General features: G+C 69.2%; 19 protein-coding genes. 8 read left to right on the top strand and 11 right to left on the bottom strand.

Features of this window, described 5'->3' with window-relative positions:
• Nucleotides 1–3: 3 nt before the first annotated feature.
• Both rseA and sigE read right to left on the bottom strand, forming a co-directional pair.
• Nucleotides 4–399 (bottom strand): anti-sigma E factor RseA, encoded by a 396-nt coding sequence (gene rseA / locus G6N26_RS24100; protein ID WP_179960262.1) that lies wholly within the window; start codon nucleotides 397–399, stop codon nucleotides 4–6.
• A gap of 143 nt (nucleotides 400–542) precedes the next feature.
• A complete protein-coding gene (gene sigE / locus G6N26_RS24095; RefSeq protein ID WP_067169415.1) occupies nucleotides 543–1,298 on the bottom strand; it encodes an RNA polymerase sigma factor SigE in 756 nt (251 codons plus the stop codon).
• A gap of 201 nt (nucleotides 1,299–1,499) precedes the next feature.
• Here sigE and G6N26_RS24090 point away from each other — a divergent pair, with 201 nt between their 5' ends.
• The 6 genes from G6N26_RS24090 (at nucleotide 1,500) to G6N26_RS24065 (ending at nucleotide 7,866) form a co-directional block, all read left to right on the top strand.
• A complete protein-coding gene (locus G6N26_RS24090; RefSeq protein ID WP_067169418.1) occupies nucleotides 1,500–2,168 on the top strand; it encodes an O-methyltransferase in 669 nt (222 codons plus the stop codon).
• A 73-nt stretch (nucleotides 2,169–2,241) separates the two neighbouring features.
• A complete protein-coding gene (locus tag G6N26_RS24085) occupies nucleotides 2,242–2,880 on the top strand; it encodes a TetR/AcrR family transcriptional regulator (RefSeq protein ID WP_083017056.1) in 639 nt (212 codons plus the stop codon).
• A complete protein-coding gene (locus tag G6N26_RS24080) occupies nucleotides 2,870–3,838 on the top strand; it encodes an ABC transporter ATP-binding protein (RefSeq protein ID WP_083016832.1) in 969 nt (322 codons plus the stop codon). Before G6N26_RS24085 ends, G6N26_RS24080 begins: the two co-directional genes overlap by 11 nt.
• Nucleotides 3,835–5,478 carry an ABC transporter permease gene (locus tag G6N26_RS24075; RefSeq protein ID WP_139799108.1) on the top strand — a complete coding sequence of 548 codons (1,644 nt, stop codon included), beginning with the start codon at nucleotides 3,835–3,837 and terminating at the stop codon, nucleotides 5,476–5,478. Before G6N26_RS24080 ends, G6N26_RS24075 begins: the two co-directional genes overlap by 4 nt.
• A 7-nt stretch (nucleotides 5,479–5,485) precedes the next feature.
• A complete protein-coding gene (locus G6N26_RS24070) occupies nucleotides 5,486–6,160 on the top strand; it encodes a methyltransferase family protein (RefSeq protein WP_083016840.1) in 675 nt (224 codons plus the stop codon).
• Nucleotides 6,161–6,183: 23 nt separating this feature from the next.
• Nucleotides 6,184–7,866 (top strand): CocE/NonD family hydrolase, encoded by a 1,683-nt coding sequence (locus G6N26_RS24065; protein WP_083016843.1) that lies wholly within the window; start codon nucleotides 6,184–6,186, stop codon nucleotides 7,864–7,866.
• A gap of 78 nt (nucleotides 7,867–7,944) precedes the next feature.
• Here G6N26_RS24065 and glgC read toward each other — a convergent pair whose 3' ends face one another.
• A complete protein-coding gene (gene glgC, locus G6N26_RS24060) occupies nucleotides 7,945–9,159 on the bottom strand; it encodes a glucose-1-phosphate adenylyltransferase (protein ID WP_067169434.1) in 1,215 nt (404 codons plus the stop codon).
• Between the two features lie 156 nt (nucleotides 9,160–9,315).
• Between glgC and glgA the strand changes: the two genes are divergently transcribed.
• Entirely contained in the window at nucleotides 9,316–10,488 is a 1,173-nt protein-coding gene (gene glgA / locus G6N26_RS24055; RefSeq protein ID WP_067169467.1) for a glycogen synthase, read from the top strand.
• A 29-nt stretch (nucleotides 10,489–10,517) separates the two neighbouring features.
• Here the strand turns inward: glgA and G6N26_RS24050 are convergent, their stop codons facing one another.
• The 7 genes from G6N26_RS24050 to G6N26_RS24020 form a co-directional block, all read right to left on the bottom strand.
• A complete protein-coding gene (locus G6N26_RS24050; RefSeq protein ID WP_003878471.1) occupies nucleotides 10,518–10,691 on the bottom strand; it encodes a DUF3117 domain-containing protein in 174 nt (57 codons plus the stop codon).
• Between the two features lie 166 nt (nucleotides 10,692–10,857).
• A complete protein-coding gene (gene tag, locus G6N26_RS24045) occupies nucleotides 10,858–11,439 on the bottom strand; it encodes a DNA-3-methyladenine glycosylase I (RefSeq protein ID WP_083016846.1) in 582 nt (193 codons plus the stop codon).
• Nucleotides 11,436–11,795 (bottom strand): DivIVA domain-containing protein, encoded by a 360-nt coding sequence (locus G6N26_RS24040; RefSeq protein WP_067169440.1) that lies wholly within the window; start codon nucleotides 11,793–11,795, stop codon nucleotides 11,436–11,438. The genes tag and G6N26_RS24040 overlap by 4 nt, the downstream gene beginning before the upstream one ends.
• Before the next feature lie 59 nt (nucleotides 11,796–11,854).
• Entirely contained in the window at nucleotides 11,855–12,853 is a 999-nt protein-coding gene (locus G6N26_RS24035; protein ID WP_083016848.1) for a glucosyl-3-phosphoglycerate synthase, read from the bottom strand.
• A complete protein-coding gene (gene folP, locus G6N26_RS24030; protein WP_083017057.1) occupies nucleotides 12,850–13,716 on the bottom strand; it encodes a dihydropteroate synthase in 867 nt (288 codons plus the stop codon). The genes G6N26_RS24035 and folP overlap by 4 nt, the downstream gene beginning before the upstream one ends.
• Nucleotides 13,717–13,902: 186 nt before the next feature.
• A complete protein-coding gene (gene fadD6 / locus G6N26_RS24025) occupies nucleotides 13,903–15,681 on the bottom strand; it encodes a long-chain-acyl-CoA synthetase FadD6 (RefSeq protein ID WP_067169445.1) in 1,779 nt (592 codons plus the stop codon).
• Between the two features lie 83 nt (nucleotides 15,682–15,764).
• Nucleotides 15,765–16,328 carry an LOG family protein gene (locus G6N26_RS24020; RefSeq protein ID WP_083016849.1) on the bottom strand — a complete coding sequence of 188 codons (564 nt, stop codon included), beginning with the start codon at nucleotides 16,326–16,328 and terminating at the stop codon, nucleotides 15,765–15,767.
• 87 nt (nucleotides 16,329–16,415) lie between these two features.
• On the opposite strand from G6N26_RS24020, the gene G6N26_RS24015 reads away from it, so the two are divergent.
• Entirely contained in the window at nucleotides 16,416–18,533 is a 2,118-nt protein-coding gene (locus G6N26_RS24015) for an AAA family ATPase (protein ID WP_169925511.1), read from the top strand.
• On the opposite strand, the gene dapE is transcribed toward G6N26_RS24015, so the two are convergent.
• Nucleotides 18,530–19,594: a succinyl-diaminopimelate desuccinylase gene (gene dapE, locus G6N26_RS24010; protein ID WP_083017059.1), complete on the bottom strand. Its 1,065-nt coding sequence runs from the start codon at nucleotides 19,592–19,594 to the stop codon at nucleotides 18,530–18,532. The genes G6N26_RS24015 and dapE overlap by 4 nt on opposite strands.
• Nucleotides 19,595–19,630: the final 36 nt, after the last annotated feature.

Here is a 19,630-nt window from a genome sequence, read left to right as displayed (position 1 = left end):
GCGCTAGCGACGCTTGCGCCGCTCCCGGGCGTCGCGGTCGGCGAACCGGTCGGGCGCCGGCGCGGGCGCGTCGTCGCGCGAATCGTAGGGAATGTCGGCCAGCATGCCGAGCAGCGTGCTGGGGATGCGGATGGGGTGGGAGTCGCGCAGCGCCGCACGCGTCCGGCTCTGATCCTCGACCTCGGCCGCGCACTGAGGGCACATCGACAGGTGGTGCGCGGCCCGCAGGTGAGCGTTCATCCGCAGCTCGCCGTCGACGAACGCGGCGATTGCTTCGACGGACAGGTGCTCGGTGGAACCGAACTGGCGGGGCGCGCCGACGGGCGCGTCGCTCTGGGAGGCGAACTGAGCGGGAAGCCAGGAGAACGCGCGGCGGAACACATGTCCTCGATCGGGCATCACCAGCTCCTTGCCACTCATTGTTATTGCCACCTCATCTCGAATGTAGCGCGAGCCGGTGCGCAATACCGCAGCTACGGGCGCAAAGCCGCTGAATATCTACCTGATCGCTCCGCTGCCGAGACAGACGGGACGGACACTACTTACGCCGATTGGGCGCGCAACTCCTGCCGGTCGGAGTGGGCGGCCAGGTAGTCCCGCAGGGCCTGGCGTCCGCGGTGAATGCGGCTGCGGACGGTCCCGAGCTTGACGCCCAGGGTCGCCCCGATCTCCTCGTAGGACAGACCTTCGATGTCGCACAAGACGACGGCCGCGCGAAATTCCGGCGGCAGTGAATCCAGCGCGGCCTGCAAATCGGGCCCAAGCCGTGAATCGTGGTAGATCTGCTCGGGGTTGGGTTCGTCGGCAGGCACCCGCTCGTAGTCCTCGGGCAGCGCCTCCATCCGGATGCGCGCGCGCCGGCGCACCATGTCGAGGAAGAGGTTGGTGGTGATGCGGTGCAGCCACCCCTCGAACGTTCCCGGCTGGTAGTTCTGCACGGACCGGAAGACCCGGATGAAGGTCTCCTGGGTGAGGTCCTCGGCGTCGTGCTGATTGCCGGAAAGCCGGTACGCCAGGCGGTACACCCGGTCGGCGTGCTGGCGCACCAGCTCGTCCCACGACGGCATGGCCGCCTTGTCCCCGGTCGCGTCGAAAACAGCGGTCCCTTGCGGGGCATCCGACGTCTCCACCCACTCGTCGGTGGGGCGCTCTTGCGCGTGCGACATGCTGGACGGGCTGAGCAGAGTGGTGATGATCAATTCCTCCGGATCGGGTGCGCCAATCAGTGGCACTTCGTCATTGACGGCAACAGGCAGCTGCCATTCGGTATTCCCCGTCCAACGCGTTCCGCGATCCATACGGACACCGTCGCGTACCGGCGTATGTGCGGTATATGAACAATCTGAGCTGAGCCTGAGAAACCGTTTCGTTACCTGCGCTGTGCAGGAAATATCCATCGCGCGGTGACCCTAAACGCGCCGGGCCGGTTGGGCGTGTCGCCGGTGTGCAGTTCAGGCGCGCCTGTCGGTTCGCCCGATGAATTGGAATACGCTGCGGGCATGGACGGCACCGACGCAGAAGCCCCTGGCCAACCAGCGCCCAGCCGGGCCGAATCGCTCTTTGCCCACGCCGAGGGATCGATATCGGAGGACGCGCTGCTGGCGGCCGCCCGCGAGCGGGCCGTGGACATCGGCGCGGGCGCGGTGACGCCGGCCGTCGGCGCGTTGTTGAGCATGCTGACCAAGCTGAGCGGCGGCAAGGCCGTCGCCGAGGTGGGTACCGGTGCGGGTGTCAGCGGCCTGTGGTTGCTGTCGGGCATGAGCGACGACGGCGTCTTGACCACAATCGACATCGAGCCCGAATACCTGCGGCTGGCCAAGCAGGCGTTCAGCGAGGCCGGCATCGGCCCGTCGCGCAGCCGGCTGATCGGGGGCCGCGCCCAGGAGGTGCTCACCCGGCTCGCCGACGAGTCCTATGACCTGGTGTTCATCGACGCCGACCCGATCGACCAGCCGGACTACGTCGTCGAGGGCATCCGGTTGCTGCGCCCCGGCGGCGTGATCGTGGTGCACCGGGCCGCGCTGGGCGGCCGCGCCGGCGATCCGGCCGCCCGCGACGCCGAGGTGGCCGCGGTGCGCGAGGCGGCCCGCCTCATCGCCGAGGATGAGCGGCTCACCCCGGCCCTGGTGCCCCTCGGCGACGGCATCCTGGCCGCCGTTCGCGACTGATTCGAGACTTTTACGAATTCTTGACGCGGGTCATCCTTGACCGCGGACTGAACGCGCGTTTAGTGTGCTGAACATGCGTTCAGCCGACCTGACGGCCGCTGCCCGAATCCGCGATGCGGCCATCGAGCAGTTCGGCGAGCACGGGTTCGGCGTCGGGCTTCGCGCTATCGCCGAAGCGGCGGGTGTGAGTGCCGCGCTGGTAATCCACCACTTCGGCTCCAAGGAGGGCCTGCGGAAGGCCTGCGAGGAGTACATCGCCGAGGAGATCCGCAACACCAAGTCCGAGGCGCTCCAATCCAACGACCCGGCCACCTGGTTCGCCCAATTGGCCGAGATCGAGGACTACGCACCGCTGATGGCATTCCTGGTACGCAGCATGCAGGCCGGTGGCGATCTGGCGAACATGCTGTGGCGCAGGATGATTGACAACGCGGAAGAATACATGGAAGAGGGCGTGCGCGCCGGCACGATCAAGCCCAGCCGCGATCCCCAGGCCCGCACCAAATATCTGGCGATCACCGGAGGCGGCGGGTTCCTCCTATACCTGCAAATGCACGAAACGCCAACGGATCTCCGTGCGGTACTGCGCGACTACTCGCGTGACATGATCTTGCCCGCGCTCGAGGTTTATACCGACGGATTGCTGACCGACCGGACCATGTACGACGCGTTCCTGGCTGCCGAAGATCAAGGAGAATCCCATGGCACCTGAAAATTCCGTCGGCTCCGCCGCCCCGATCGAAATCCGGGGACTCGCCAAGAATTTCGGCACGGTGCGGGCACTGGATGGCCTCGACCTCACTGTGCAGGAGGGGGAAGTCCACGGGTTCCTCGGCCCCAACGGCGCAGGTAAGTCCACCACCATCCGCATCCTGTTGGGCCTGGTGAAGGCCGACAGCGGCAGCGTGCGGTTGCTGGGGGGCGATCCCTGGACCCAATCCGTCGCACTGCATCGTCAAATCGCCTATGTCCCAGGCGATGTGACCCTATGGCCGTCGCTGACCGGTGGCGAGACCATCGATCTACTGGCCCGCATGCGAGGTGGCATCGACAAGCGCCGCCGCGCGGAGCTGATCGAGCGCTTCGACCTGGACCCGCACAAGAAGGCACGCACGTATTCAAAAGGCAACCGCCAGAAGGTCTCGCTGATCTCGGCGTTCTCGTCCCATGCCAGGCTGCTGCTCCTGGACGAGCCCAGCAGCGGCCTGGACCCGCTGATGGAGAACGTATTTCAGCAATGTGTGGCGCAGGCCCGCGACCGGGGCACGACGGTGCTGTTGTCCAGCCATATCCTGGCCGAGACGGAAGCGTTGTGCGAGCGGGTGACGATCATCCGGGCGGGCAAGACCATCGAGAGTGGCTCGCTGAACTCCATGCGGCATCTGAGCCGAACTTCGATCAGGGCCGAAATGATCGGCGATCCGGGCGATCTCAGCCGGATCAGAGGCGTCGAGGACATCAGCATCGAGGGCAAGACGCTTTGCGCCCAGGTCGATAGCGAAAGCCTGGGCGAGCTGATCCGCGTGCTCGGCGACGCCGGCGTGAGCAGCCTCGTCAGCCAACCGCCCACGCTCGAGGAGCTGTTCTTGCGCCACTATGACACATCCCGAGACCCGTCCGGCGGCGACGGCCGGCACGGGCGCGATGCGCACAAGGTGTCGTTGTCATGAGCACTACCACGCTGGACCGGCCTTACGCGTCGGCATCGCCTGCGCCGCCGCGCCGTTCGAACTTCTCCGGCACGCTCGCGATGTTGCGGCTTTACCTGCGCCGGGACCGGGTCTCGTTGCCGCTGTGGGTGTTTCTGCTGTCGGTGCCGTTGGCCACGGTGTACGTCGGCAGCATCGAAAAGATCTACCCCACCGCGGCCGGCCGGGCCGGGTTCGCCGCCTCCATCATGGCCAGCCCGGCCCAGCGCGCGCTGTACGGGCAGGTCTACAGCGACAGCCTTGGCGCCGTGGGGATTTGGAAGGCCGGGATGTTCCACGTGCTGATCGCGGTGGCCGTCATCCTCACCGTGATCCGGCACACCCGCGCCGACGAGGAGAACGGGCGGACCGAACTGGTGGACTCGACCGCGATCGGCCGCTACGCGAGCCTGAGCGCGGCGCTGCTGCTGTCCTTCGGGGCCTCGCTCGGCACCGGCGCGATCGGCGCCGCCGGCCTGCTGAGCACCGACGTCCCGGCCGCCGGGTCGCTGGCGTTCGGTGCGGCGCTGGCGTGCTCCGGGCTGGTGTTCACCGCGGTCGCCGCGGTCGCCGCGCAGCTGTCGCCCAGCGCCAGGTTCGCCCGCGGGGCCGCATTCGCCGTCCTGGGAACCGCATTCACGCTGCGCGCGGTCGGCGACGCCGGGTCGGGCACGCTGTCGTGGCTGTCTCCGTTGGGATGGTCGCTCCTGGTCAAACCGTATGCGGGTGATCGCTGGTGGGTGCTGCTGCTGCACCTGGCGACCGCGACCGCAGTGACCCTCCTGGCGTATCGGCTGCTCATCGGCCGCGATGTCGGGGCCGGCCTCATCGCGGAGCGCCCCGGCCCCGGGACCGCCAGGCCGACGCTGGCCACCGCATACGGGCTGACGTGGCGGCTCGACCGCGCCGCACTGCTGCTGTGGACCGTCGGACTGTGCCTGTACGGGCTGCTGGTGGGCAGTGTGGTGCACGGGATCGGCGACGAGCTGGGCGACAGCGGCGCAGCCCGCGACATCGTCGCGCGAATGGGCGGCACCAGCGCCCTCGAGCAGGCCTTCATCGCCGTGGCATTCGCCATGATGGGCATGGTGGCGGCCGCGTTCGCCGTCTCGCTCACGTTGCGGTTGCACCAGGAAGAGTCCGCCCAGCGAGCGGAAACGGTGTTGGCCGGTGCGGTGTCGCGGACCCGCTGGCTCGCAAGCCATTTGGTGACCGCGCTGGGCGGGTCCGCGGTGGCGATGCTGGCCAGCGGGGTGGTCGCCGGAGTTGTCTACGGCATCGCGGCCGGCGACGTCGGCGGCAAACTCGCGACCGTCGTTTCAAGCGCGGCGGTCCAATTGCCCGCCGTCTGGCTGTTGTCGGCCGTGACGGTCTGCGTGTTCGGTGTCGCGCCGAGGTTCACGCCGGTGGCCTGGGGCGTGCTGATCGGCTTTATCGCCCTGTACCTGATCGGGTCGCTGGCCCAGTTCCCGCAGTGGTTGCTCGACCTGGAACCCTTCGCGCACATCCCGAGAATTGGCGCCGATTTCACCGCCGTGCCCTTGCTATGGCTACTGGCCCTCGACGTAGGGTTAGTGGTTCTGGGTGCCTCGGCTTTTCGGCGCCGCGATCTACGCTGCTAGGAGCGTGATGAAAACCGGGATCCGCGTGACGACGACATCGCTCGGGGGCATTCTCTCGTGGGTTTTGATCCTGCTCTTGCCGGCGGGCACGCTGCACTACTGGCAGGCGTGGGTCTTCATCGCCGTGTTCACGCTGGCGACCATCGTGCCCACGATCTACCTGAGTCGGGCCAACCCCGCGGCCCTGCAGCGGCGCATGCGTGCGGGCCCGCGGGCCGAACCCCGAACCGCGCAGAAATTCATCATCACCGGCTCGTTCCTGGGGCTGTTCGCGACGATGGTGTTCAGCGCGCTCGATCATCGCTTCGGCTGGTCGTCGGTGCCGCCCTGGTTGTCGCTGGTCGGTGACGTGCTGGTGGCGACGGGCCTCGGGATCGCCATGCTGGTGATCGTCCAGAACAGCTACGCGGGCGCCACGGTCACCGTCGAAGCGGACCAGACCCTGGTGTCCGGCGGCCTCTATAAATTCGTGCGCCATCCGATGTACGTCGGAAACGTGATCATGATGATCGGTATCCCCTTGGCGCTGGGCTCCTACTGGGGGCTGCTGTTCGTCATTCCCGGCACCATCGTGCTCACGCTGCGCATTTTCGACGAGGAAAAGCTTCTCTTTCACGAATTGCCCGGCTACCGCGAATACGCCGAGCGCGTGCGCTATCGGTTGGTTCCCTACATCTGGTAGCCCACCGCGCCTAGGGTATTGGCGTGGCGCGCAACCGGCCGCCGGCCCTGGTCCGCCCGTGGCGACGGCCCGGCGGGCCGCGGTACGCGCTGAGCAGGATTCGCGGCATCGCCAGACCACCCGTCACCGTGTCCGACCCGCCCGCCGACCTCGAGGTCGAGCGTGACCTCGCCGTCGCCACGCGCGACGGAACGACGTTGCGGATCAACGTGTTTCGTGCCGCCGGCACCGCAGCACGGCCGGTCGTCCTCAGCATCCACCCCTACGGCAAGGACAACCTGCCGCAGCGGCGCGGCGACAAGGGGACGTTCTCCGCGCAGTACCGGGCGCTGCGCCAGCCGCGGCCGGTGACCTTCTCGGCGCTGACCGGTTGGGAGGCGCCCGACCCGGCATGGTGGACCGCGCAGGGCTTCGTCGTGGTCAACGCCGACTCACGCGGTTGCGGGCACTCCGACGGCACCGGGAGCCTGTTGTCGCGGCAAGAGGCCGAAGACACCTACGACCTGGTGGAGTGGCTCGCCGGCCAACCCTGGTGCGACGGCGACGTCGTCATGCTCGGGGTGTCCTACCTGGCCATCAGCCAGTACGCCGTCGCGGCGTTGCAGCCCCCGGCGCTGCGAGCGATCTGCCCGTGGGAAGGCTTCACCGACGCCTACCGCGACCTGACGTTTCCCGGCGGCGTCCGGGAGCGCGGCTTTACCCGCATGTGGTCGCGAAACGTGCGACGCGCGACGCGGCAGACCTACGACCTCGAACGCATGCAGGACGTCCACCCGCTGCGTGACGAGTTCTGGCGCGCGCTGGCACCGGACCTGGCCTCGATCACGGTGCCCATGCTGGTGTGCGGGAGCTTCTCCGACCACAACCTGCACAGCCGCGGCTCCATCCGCGCGTTCACGCACGGCGGGTCCGGCCACGCCCGGCTCTACACGCATCGGGGCGGCAAGTGGGCCACCTTCTATTCCGAGGCCGCGCTCGCCGAGCAGCTGACGTTCTTCCGCGGTGTGCTCGACGGCGCGGCGCCCTCGCGCAGCGTGCGCCTGGAGGTACGCGAGGACCGCGACACCGTCGCGGCGGTACGCGAAGAGGCCGACTGGCCGTTGTCCCGAACCCGTTGGCGGCCACTATATTTGGTCAACAGCGGGTTTTTGGCCCCCGAACCTCCCTCGCACCCCGGCAGCGTATCTTTCGGAACACGTTCGCACGCAGCGGCTTTCACCTGGACGGCGCCCGACGACATCGAGCTGACGGGACCGATGGCCGCCCGGTTGTGGGTCGAGCTGAGCGGCTGCGACGATGCGAACCTGTTCGTCGGGGTAGAGAAGTGGCGCGGGGGCCGTTTCGTCGGATTCGAGGGCTCGTATGGCTACGGTCGCGACCGGGTGAGCACCGGCTGGCAGCGAGTCGCGCTGCGCGGCCTGGATTCCGCGCTTTCCCGCCCGGCCGAACCCGTCTCCGCCGGCACCGATCCTCGGCCAGTCTCGGCCGGCGAGGTGGTCGAGGTCAACGTCGCGCTCGGCCCGTCGGCGACGCTATTTCGCGCCGGCGAGCAACTGCGCCTGGTGGTCGCCGGGCGCTGGTTGTCTGCGAGAAGCCCGCTGACGGGCCAATTCCCGGCGGCCTACCCGGGCTCACCGCGGGGGCGCATCACCCTGCATTGGGGCCCGGATCGCGGCGCGCACCTGCTGGTCCCGGAGATCCCCTAGGCCGCCGAGCTGACACAAAAGCACCCGACACGCCGGAGAATTCGGTGCTTTTGCGTCTGCTCGCGGAGCGACGGCGCCCTAGATCCAGACGCCCTTGCCCACCGCGACCACGCCGCCGGCGCTGATCGCGAAGCGCTCCCGGTCCTTCTCCAGATCCACTCCGACCATCTCGCCCGGCCCCACGACGACGTTCTTGTCCAGGATCGCGTGGCGCACCACCGCGCCACGGCCGACCCGGGCGCCGGGCATGATCACGCTGCCCTCGACGATCGCGCCGTCGTCGACCACCACGTTGGACGACAGCACCGAGTTGCGCACCGAGGCGGCCGAGATGATGCTGCCGGCGCCGACCACCGACTCCTGCGCGGACCCGCCGTTGACGAACTTGGCCGGCGCCAGGTTCTCCGACTCGCCGCGGATCGGCCAGCGCTTGTTGTACAGGTTGAACACTGGGTGCACCGACACCAGGTCCATGTGCGCGTCGTAGAACGCGTCCAGCGTTCCGACGTCCCGCCAGTAGGCCCGGTCACGATCGGTGGCGCCGGGCACCTCGTTGTCGCTGAAGTCGTACACCGCGGCCATCCCGTCATCGACCAGTCGCGGGATGATGTCGCCGCCCATGTCGTGATCGGAATGGTCGTCGTCGGCGTCCGCGCGGATCGCGTCGATGAGCACCTTGGTGGTGAAGATGTAATTGCCCATCGACACGAACGTCGTCTCGGGGTCATCCGGCGTACCGGGCGGATCGAGCGGCTTCTCCACGAATTTGCGGATGCGACCGGACTCGTCGGAGTCGATGCAGCCGAACGCGGTGGCCTCGTTGCGCGGCACCCGGATGCCGGCGACCGTCGCGCCCGCCCCGCTGTCGATGTGGAACCGGACCATCTGCTCGGGATCCATCCGGTACACGTGGTCGGCACCGAAAACAACTATGTAGTCGGGGTCTTCGTCGTAGATCAGATTGAGCGACTGGTAGATCGCGTCCGCCGAACCGGTGTACCAGCGCGGACCGAGTCGCTGCTGCGCGGGCACCGGCGTGATGTATTCACCGGCTAGACCGGACAACCGCCAGTTCTGCGAAATGTGACGGTCCAGTGAATGCGACTTGTACTGCGTGAGAACGCAGATCCGTAAATAGCGGGCGTTGACGAGGTTGGACAGCACGAAGTCGATGAGCCGATAGGCGCCCCCGAAGGGAACCGCGGGCTTGGCGCGATCCGCGGTCAGCGGATACAGCCGCTTGCCCTCACCGCCGGCCAGGACGATGCCCAGCACGTGTGGTGCTTCCCTCATGGTGTCAAACCTATCGGCCGTTGCGAGACGCTGCCAGGGGGACGGGGCTATTGCCCGCGTTCTGTAGGGCTGTCCGTCAAGGTATTTGGCGGTGCCCGCAAACAGACCGTGCCGCCCGACTCGCGCGCCCCGTCGCCCCCGAACTACCGTGCGGGTATGCGGGTGGCGATGATGACTCGGGAATACCCCCCAGAGGTCTACGGAGGGGCGGGAGTCCACGTCACCGAACTCGTCAGCCAGCTGCGCCGGCTGTGCGCGGTGGACGTGCATTGCATGGGCGCTCCCCGCCCGGGCGTCGCGGGAGTGCACGTGCACCAGCCCGACCCACGGTTGCAGGGCGCCAACGCGGCGATGACGACGCTGTCCGCCGACCTGACGATGGCCGACGCGGCATCGGCGGCCACCGTCGTGCATTCGCACACCTGGTACGCCGGCATGGCCGGGCACCTGGCCGCGCTGCTCTATGACGTCCCGCACGTGTTGACCGCGCATTCGCTCGAACCCCTGCGCCCGTGGAAGGCCGAACAACTCGGCGGGGGCTACCGGATCTCGACCTGGGTCGAACACACCGCGGTGCTGGCCGCCGACGCGGTCATCGCGGTCAGCTCGGCCATGCGCGAGGACATCCTGCGCGTCTACCCCGCGCTGGATCCCGGTGCCGTGCACGTCATCCGCAACGGCGTCGACACCGACGTCTGGAGCCCTGCGGCCCCACCGCCGGCCGGGTCGATGCTGGCCGCGCTCGGCGTCGATCCGGCCCGTCCCGTGGTGGTGTTCGTGGGTCGCATCACCCGGCAGAAGGGGCTCGCGCACCTGGTGGCGGCCGCCCACCGATTCAGCCCCGAGGCGCAGGTGCTGCTGTGCGCCGGGGCGCCCGACACCCCCGAGATCGCCGAGGAGATTCGGGAAGCGGTCGCCCGCCTGGCCCGCGACCGCACCGGTGTCTTCTGGATCCGAGAAATGCTGCCCATCGGTGAATTGCGCGAAATCCTGTCGGCTGCATCGGTTTTCGTGTGTCCATCAGTGTATGAGCCATTGGGCATCGTGAATTTGGAGGCAATGGCCTGCGGGGCCGCCGTGGTGGCCTCGGATGTGGGCGGGATCCCGGAGGTGGTCGCCGACGGGCTGACCGGGACTTTGGTGCATTACGACCCCGCCGATGTGGCGGGCTATCAGGCGGGATTGGCCGAGGCGGTCAACGAGCTCATCGCCGACGGCGAAAAAGCGCAGCGCTACGGCAAGGCAGGACGCCAACGCTGCGTCGAGGAGTTCTCGTGGGCCCACGTCGCCGAGCAGACCCTGGAGATCTATCGGAAGGTGTGTGCGTAGCACCGCCGACTCTTGTTCGGCGGCAAGCCCTAGCTGGAGCTCGTGACGCCCTTGAGTTCGTCACCGAGGGCAGCCGCTTCGTCGGGCGTCAGCTCGACGACCAGTCGACCTCCACCTTCAAGTGGTACCCGCATCACGATGCCGCGCCCCTCCTTCGTTGCTTCCAGAGGACCGTCTCCGGTCCGGGGCTTCATCGCCGCCATCGAGTGCTCCCTCCAGGTTCGAGCTGGCCCGCCCGCGCGGACCTGGTCGGCGCCGAGCACGCCCCGCCAGCGAACTTCAAGCCATGCCCGGCATCGAACTGACTTATCACCCCTCCATTGTTCCCTATCGAGGTCACCCCTTGTACAAAGACCCACAACTGTGTGCTCAGGGGGCGGTCGCGGGCACCCAGCAACCACGGATGTGGTCGTCGACCATGCCGGTTGCCTGCATCAACGCATAGGCGGTTGTCGGACCGACGAAGCGGAACCCGCGCCGCTTGAGCTCACGCGCCATGGCCTTCGATTCGTCGGTGGCCGAGGGAATTTGGGATGTATCGGCCGGGCGTGACCGCGGCGACGGCGCAAACGACCACAGCAGCTCCGCCAGGTCCGCCGGAGTTCCCAGCTCCGCGGCCGCGCGCGCGTTGGCGATCGTCGCGTCGATCTTGGCGTGGTTGCGCACGATTCCCTGATCCGCCATCAGCCGCTGCACGTCGTCGTCGGTGTACTCGGCGACCGTTTCGATGTCGAACCCGGCGAACGCGCGCCGGAAATTTTCCCGTTTGCGCAGGATGATCAGCCACGACAGGCCGCTCTGAAAGGCCTCCAGGCTCATCCGCTCGAACAGGCCCACCCCGTCGCGCAGCGGGCGACCCCACTCCTGGTCGTGATAATCGCGGTACATCTCGAAGTCCGGCCCGGGCCGAATGGACGCCCAGCCGCACCGCACCAGCTCGTCTTCGCTCACATTGAGTCCTGACGATCCTCGCCCTCGCCGGGTTCCGCCGAATCGTCCTCGGTGTCCTGTTCGGCGGCGGGCGCGGCGTGCACCGCGGCCAGCTGGCCGCGCAGGGCCTCCAGCTCGCGGGCGAGCCGATCCAGCACCCAATCCACCTCGCTGGTCTTGTATCCGCGCAGCACCTGGGTGAACTTGACGGCATCGACGTCGGAGCCGGTCACCCCGTAGGCGGGCAGCACCGTTGCCGTCGTCCCCCGAGGCAGGGGCGGCAGCTGCTCACCGCGACCGAACAACAGGCTGGCCGCGCCGAACAAGACGATCGCCACCAGCACCAGCACCACCAGGTACAGCAACACCAACGCCACGGGATCGATATTGCCCTATGCCGCCGACACGGCGATGCCCAGCGTGACCGTGGCGACGGCTATCGGGGCCTGATCACCTGCATCGGCGGCCGGTCCGCCAGCGACACCGGCGAAGTCTGCTGGGTATAGCCCTCGCCGTCGGGGCCGACGGCGACGAACTGGGTCAGGCCGACCCCCGAATCCGGGATCCCGCAGCGCGACAGCAGGGTCGCGATGACCTGACGGCTCATCGCGCCCAGCTCAGCCAACGGCCGGTTGCGGTGGGCCCGAACCCCCAAGTTGACCTGGGCGATCGCGTCCAGACCCAGCCGGTCGAAGGTGTCCACCAGCAACCCGATCTCCACGCCGTAGCCCGGGGCGAACGGCACCGAGGTCAGCAACTCGCGGGTGGCCGCGTATTCACCGCCCAGCGGCTGCAGCACCCCGCCCAACTCGGGCCGCAGCGCCGCGAGCAACGGCCGGGCGACCAGCTCGGTGACCCGCCCCCCGCCGGTGGCGCCCGCGCTGCCACCCACGTCGGCGACGTTGAGGGGACGCCGGTAGAAGCTCTTGACCAGGTGCACGTCGCGGGAGGATGGGCCGGTGAGCAGCGGTCCGACCAGCCACGGCACGAACATCGGGTGGGGGTTGACCAGGTCGGAGTCGACGAACACGACGATGTCGCCGCGCGTGGCCGCCAGCGACCGCCACAACGCCTCGCCCTTGCCGGGCCGTATCGGCACCTCGGGCAGCGCCTGCTCGCGGCTGACCACGCGGGCGCCGGCGGCGACGGCCCGGATCTCGGTGTCGTCGGTGGAGCCGGAGTCCAACACGATCAGCTCGTCGACCAGCCCATCGACCAGCGGCGAGATGCTTTCGATCACCGACTCGATGGTTTCTTCCTCGTCGAGCGCGGGCAGCACCACCGAAACGGTCCGCCCCGCCTTGGCCGCCTCCAGTTCGGCGACGGTCCAGCTCGGACGGCTCCAGCTGCGGTCGGCCAGCCAGGTGTCCCCGGGCCTCGCGGCGAGCATCCCGTCGCTGGCGAGGTCACCCGCGACCAGGTCCGACATCGTCATGCGAGCCCCCTCACCGTGCGGGTCGGCGGGCGTGTCCCCTGGATGGAGGCCACCATTTCCAGCACCCGGCGGGTGGCGGCGACCTCGTGCACGCGGAACATCCGCGCACCGGCGGCCGCGGCCAGCGCGGTGGCCGCCAGCGTTCCCTCGAGCCGCTCGGTCAATTCCACACCCAGAGTCTCCCCGACGAAGTCCTTGTTACTCAAAGCCATGAGCACGGGCCACCCGGTATTAACGAGATCGCCGACGTGGCGCAACAGCAGCAGCCCGTGGAAGGTGTTCTTGCCGAAGTCGTGGGTCGGGTCGATCAGCACCCGGTCGCGGGCCACACCGCACGCCACCGCCCGCTCGGCGGCGGCGGTGACCTGGGCGATCACGTCGTCGACCACGCCGCGCGTGGTGGTTCCGTAGTTCACGCGGAAGGGGCGGGTGCGGGGCTGCGCGTTGCCGGTGTGCGAACACACCAGACCCGCGCCGAACTCCGCGGCGACTTCCGGCAGGGCGGGGTCGACACCGGCCCAGGTGTCGTTGATCAGGTCCGCCCCGGCGGCGCAGGCCACCTTGGCGACCTCGGATCGCCAGGTATCGGCGCTGATCACCTGGCCGGGATAGGCGTCGCGGAGCCATTCGATGAAGGGCACCAGCCGGGCGATCTCGGTGTCGGCGTCGACCTCTTGGCCCGGGCCGGCCTTGACGCCGCCCACGTCGATGACATCGGCGCCGTCGGCCACGGCTTGGCGCACGGCCGACCGGGCGGCCTCGTCGCTGAAGGTCGCGCCCTTGTCGTAGAACGAGTCCGGGGTGCGGTTGATGATCGCCATGATCAGCGCGCGATCGCCTGCGACCGGGCGGCCGCACAGCATCGATCGGCCGGCCGACGCCGACACTGTCGAGCGGCCGGCTGACTCCGGCGATGTCGCTTGCACACGTATATGGTGCCCGGTCACCGGGTCGGCCGCGGCTCGGGGATGCGAGTGTGCGACCAACGGCACACTCGGCGCCGAGTGCGCGGCTCGCCGCACCGTCGGCGCAGGCGACCAGCGTCGGCCCTACGGGCGCTTACCCTCGGCTACCTCGTCGGGGTACTCGTCGTAGAACGGCACATAGCCGTCGTCGCGTCCGGCCAGTACGTACAGCGGATCCTCCACGTCGGAACCGTAGGCCTGCTCGCGCAACTCCACCTTGCGGCTCTTGAAGGTCGTGGTCTGCTCGATCGACTCGACCACCCGCACGAACAGCGGCAGCGCGTAGCCGGGCAGCTGCTCGTAGACGGCACGGGCCAGCGACTTCCCGTCGAACTCGGCGCCGTCGCGCAGCTTGACCGCGGCCATCCCGGCGCGACCGCCCGTGCGCGGCACCTCGACCCCGAAGACCGTGCAGTCCTCGACGGAGTCGTCGGATGCCAGCGCCGCCTCGACCTGCGTGGTGGCGACGTTTTCGCCCTTCCAGCGGAAGGTGTCACCGAGCCGGTCGACGAACGCGGCATGCGCCAGGCCCTGCGGGCTCATCACGTCGCCCGTGTTGAACCAGCAGTCGCCCTCACGAAAGGCGTTGCGCACCAACTTCTTTTCGCTCGATTCGGGGTCGGTGTAGCCGTCGAAGGGCTGTAGCCGGTTGACCGGGCTGAGCAACAGGCCCGGCTCCCCGGCCGGCACCCGGCGCACGCGCCCGTCGTCGCCGCGCAGCGGCGCGCCGGTGTCGGGGTCGTACTCGACGTAGGCCAACGGCGTCGGCGAGATGCCGGTGGAGCGCGGCACGTTGAAGATATTGATGAACGCGGCGTTGCCCTCGCTGGAGGCGTAGAACTCGCAGACGCGCGCGATCCCGAACCGTTTGGTGAACTCGTCCCAGATCTCCGGGCGCAGGCCGTTGCCGGCGATCAGTCGCACCTTGTGCGCGCGGTCGGTCGGCTTGGCGGGCTGATTGAGCAGGTAGCGGCACACCTCGCCGATATAAATGAACGCCGTGGCCTCGTTGGCGATCACTTCGTCCCAGAACTTCGACGCCGAGAACGAGCGGCCCAGTGCCAGCGTCGCCCCTGACGTGATCACCGACGACAGCGCGACCGTCAGCGCGTTGTTGTGGTACAGCGGCAGGCAGCAGTACAGCGTGTCGGATGCTTTCAGCCGGAGCCCCATGCCCCCGAACGCGGCCAGCGCCGCCAGCCACCGGCGATGGGTCATGATGCTCGCCTTCGGGAATCCGGTTGTGCCCGAGGTGAAGATGTAGAACGCGGTGTCTCTGGCGCGGACCGCCGACGCGGACGCCGGGTTGGTGGCCGGAGCGCTGAGGGCGAACCGCTCCAGGTCTTCGACGGTCAGCGTCTGGGTGCCGGCCGAGCCGCCGCACTCGGCCACGGCGCTGACGAGATCGGTCTCGGCGATGAGCACCTTGGCTTCCAGCAGGCCGAGGCTGTGCGCGAGCACCTCGCCGCGCTGGTGGTAGTTGAGCATGCCGGCGACCGCGCCGCACTTGACCGCGGCCAGCATGGCCAGCACGGTGTTGGGCGAGTTGCGCAGCATGATGGCGACGACGTCGCCCTGGCCGACGCCGCGCGCGGCCAGCACCGCGGCGTATCGGTTGGCGGCCGCGTTGGCGTCGCGGTAGGTCAGCTGCTGGTCGCCGAAGCGCAAGAAGACCCGGTCGCCGTAGCGGGCGGCGCGCTCCTGGAACACCGTGCCGATCGATTTCTTCGACCCCGGCTGGGCGAGCAGCCCGGTCAGCATCCCTCGCGCGATCACCGGCAGGTCGGCCAGCACGGCCGGCACCCGGGACGCGATGTCGGTCAGTTTGACCGCCGTGCGTGCTCCCCCGTCACGATCGGACACGTGATCCCCTCGATTCGTCTCGAAAGTCAAGCTCGGCGGACAGCCTAGTAGGGGCTAGGACCTTCTAGGACCGGCCGGCGGCCTCAGCCGGGCGCGCACGCGTCCAGCGCGGCGCTCACCTTGTCGACCAGCACCAATCGGTCCATCGCCACCTGGGAGACGTAACCGCTGTCCAGCAACCCGCACAACCACGTCCACAGCCCCTCGTAGTGGCCCACGGGATCGAGCAGCACGATCGGTTTGTCGTGCAGACCGAGGTAGGCCGTCGTCCAGGTGTCGAGCAACTCGTCGAGGGTGCCGATGCCGCCCGGCAGCGCAATGAATGCGTCGGCGCGGTCCTCCATGATCTGCTTGCGCTCATGCAGGGTGTCGCTCACGATCAACTCGTCGGCGTCCGCGTCGGCGATCTCGCGACGCATCAAGATCTGAGGGATGACACCGACGGTCCGGCCGCCGCGCGCCCGCGCCGCGCTCGCCACCGCGCCCATCGCCGAAACACGGCCACCGCCCCACACCAGCGTCCAGCCTCGCTCCGCGATCGCCTCACCGAGTTCTGCAGCGACACCGAGCAATTCGGGATGCTGCGGACCAGACGCGCAGTACACACACACCGCCCATTCGCGGGCCGAATCGCGTTCCCCGGGCATATCCGCCAAAGGTAGACCAACCGTGATCGCCCCTCATATCTGGGGCTTTCGCCGTGCCGACCGACCCATGCGCCATAAAATCCGGCAGTGCCGATTCGATGGAACGTCCCCCACCACGCGACGGCCTCAGAACGGCTGGATGCGGCGTTGGCCGACGGGGGCCGGGGAGCGGCGGTGTTGGGGCCCGACGGTGTCGGCAAATCCACCTTGGCCCGCGTGGCCGCCGAGCACTTCGCCGGTCAGCACCCCGACACGCTCATCCGCTGGGTCACCGGCACCCCGACCGAACGCGCGGTCCCGTTCGGGGCCTTCAGCCACCTGGTGCAGATCGCCGACATCGGCAAGCCGGCGGCGCTGCTGCGGGCCGCGCGCGCCTCGCTGGGCGGCGATGACCTGCTGCTCGTCGTCGACGACGCCCAACACCTGGACGTGCTCTCGGCCACCCTGGTCTACCAGCTGGCGCGGTCCGGAGCGGCGCGGCTGATCGTCACCGCCCGCGCCGACTCCTCCCCCCATGCGATCGCCGCGCTGTGGAGCGACGGCCTGCTCGACCGGCTCGATATCGAGCCGGCCGGCGGAACCACGCCGCCCGCGGAGGTCGACGCCTTCCTCGCCGAGTTGCCCGCACCGGCGCGGTCGGTGATGGAGTACCTCGCCGTCTGCGAGCCGCTATCCCTCACCGATCTGACCGTCCTGGCCGGCGACGGCGCGGTGGCCGACGCGGTGAAATGGGGTGCCGCCGAGACCCGGGTGCGCGGCGGGACCTCCGAGGACCCGGTCGTCTATACGGCCCACCCGCTGTTCGCCGAGCGAACGCTGGCCGCGCTCGACCCCGACGACGCACGACAACGACGCACCGAGCTGGTCACGCTGCTGTCGCAGCGTCCGTCCGACCATCTCAGCGATCGGCTGCGGCTGATGTCGTTGGCGATGGACAGCGACGTGCGCCAACGGCCCGCCGACGTCGTGGCCGCCGGGCAGCAGGCGCTGCGGCTGGGCGACATGGCGCTGGGCGAGCGGCTGGCCCGCGCGGCGCTGGAGCGCTCCGGGGGCCTCGCGGCGCGGCTCACGCTCGCGCACGCGCTGGGCTGGCAGGGCCGCGGCCGCGAGGCCGACGCGGTGCTGGCCGACGTCGACTCCACCGGCCTGACCGAAGCCGCGCTGATGGAGTGGGCCCTGCTGCGGGCGGCGAACCAGTTCTGGATGCTCGGCGAGCCGGAGCGGGCCACCGCGTTTCTGCGCACCGTCCGCACTCGCGTCGCGGACGCCGGCCCGCGGACCACCCTGGACGCGCTGAGCGCGACCTTCGCGATGAACGCGGGCAACGTCGGACACGCGGTCAAGGTCGCCGACGAGGTGCTGGCCTCGCCGTCCGCCGATGACCAGGCGGTGGCCTGGGCCGGCAGCGCGGCCGCGTTGTGCGCGGCGCGGCAGGGCCGATTCGGTGACGTCGAGCCGTTGGCGCAGCGCGCCCTCGGCGCCGAACATCCCGGGCTGCTGCGGTTCACGATCGGTCTGGGCCAGACGACCACACTGTTGTTGGCGGGCCGGCTCGACGAGGCCCGCCAGCTCGCCCGGCAGTTCACCGATTTCGCCGAACTGCAGCAGCCGGGCCGCGCGATCGGCGAGGTGCTGCTGGCGCATGTGTTGCTTGCCGGCGGCGAATTCGATTCCGCGGCGGCACTATTGACCCCGGCGACCGCCACCCTGGAACGCACCGGCTATTCGTGGGGGCCGCTGTCGCTGACGCTGCTGGCGACCGCGCTGTCCCAGCTGGGCGATACCGCCGCCGCGGCAAAAGCGTTGAGCAGGGCCGAATCCCGGCACGGCACCAAGTCGGCCCTGTTCGCGCCCGAGCTCGGGGTGGCGCGGGCCTGGCGGCTGGCGTTGATGCGCGATTCGCACGGCGCGGTGGCCGCCGCGCGCGAAGCCGCCCGCGCGGCCGAGCGCGGTGGGCAGCGGGCCGTCGCGGTGCGCGTCTGGCACGAGGCCGTGCGGTTGGGCGATAGCCGGGCCGCCGATCCGTTGGCCCGGCTCTGCGACGAGATCGATTGTGTCGTAGGCAGAATCGCGTTGGCCCACGCCCGAGCGCTCACCGCCGGCGACGCCGAGGCGTTGCGGGCGGTGTCGGACGAGCTGACGTCGATCGGGATGCAGGCGGCCGCCGCCGATGCCGCCGCCCAAGCGCGGCGGTGCGGCGCTTAGCCGCCCAGGTAGCGGCGCAGCATGTCCACCGCGGCGGTGATGTTGGCGACGGTGACGCGTTCGTCGCGCCGATGCGCCAAATTCGGATCGCCGGGGCCGAAGTTGACCGCCGGGATACCCAGCGCGGCGAACCGGGCGACGTCGGTCCAGCCGTACTTGGCGCGCACGTTGCCGCCCGCCGCCTCGACCAGGGCCTTGGCGGCGGGTTGGGACAGACCCGGCATCGCGCCGGCCGCCGCGTCGGTCTGTTCGATCTGCACGTCCAGCCCGGCGAGCACGTCGTGCACGTGTTGCAGCGCGTCGGGCACCGAGCGGTCCGGGGCGAAGCGGAAGTTGACCGTCACCGCGGCCGCATCGGGAATGACGTTGCCCGCCACCCCGCCGTCGATGCGCACGGCCGACAAGCCCTCACGGTAGGTGCAGCCGTCGATGTCCACGCTGCGCGCCTCGTAGGCGGCCAGCCGCTCGAGCACGGCCCCCAGCTTGTGAATGGCGTTGTCCCCCAACCAGGATCGCGCCGAGTGGGCGCGGGTCCCGGTGGCGCTGACGACGACGCGCAGGGTGCCCTGGCAACCGGCTTCGATATAGCCGCCAGTCGGCTCACCCAGAATGGCCACATCGGCGGACAGCCAGTCCGGCAGTTCGCGTTCGATGCGACCCAAACCGTTTGCCGCCGCGTCGATTTCCTCGCAGTCGTACATCACCAGCGTCAGATCGTGCACGGGTTCGGCGACGGTGGCGGCGAGGTGGAGGAAGACGGCGTCCCCGGATTTCATGTCGGCGGTGCCGCAGCCGTGCAGCTCGCCGCCGTCGCGACGGCTGGGCAGGTTTCCGGCCACCGGCACGGTGTCCAGGTGGCCGGCCAGCAGCACCCGCGACGGCCGCTGGTGTCGGGTTCGCGCCAAGACGGCGTTGCCGTTGCGGACGATCTCGAAGCCGGAGGTCTGGGCGCGCAGCGCGGCTTCGACCTCGTCGGCCAGGCGCGCTTCGTCTCGTGATTCGCTGGGAATGTCGACGAGCGCCGCGGTCAGCGCGATCGGATCCCCGCGTAAGTCCAGCACGGTCTCAGGGTAGTGGTTCACCGTTCACCGTGATGG

Origin of the sequence: Mycobacterium marseillense (genome assembly GCF_010731675.1) — a bacterium.
GTDB lineage: Bacteria > Actinomycetota > Actinomycetes > Mycobacteriales > Mycobacteriaceae > Mycobacterium > Mycobacterium marseillense.
This window is presented reverse-complemented; position numbering and strand designations above follow the sequence as displayed.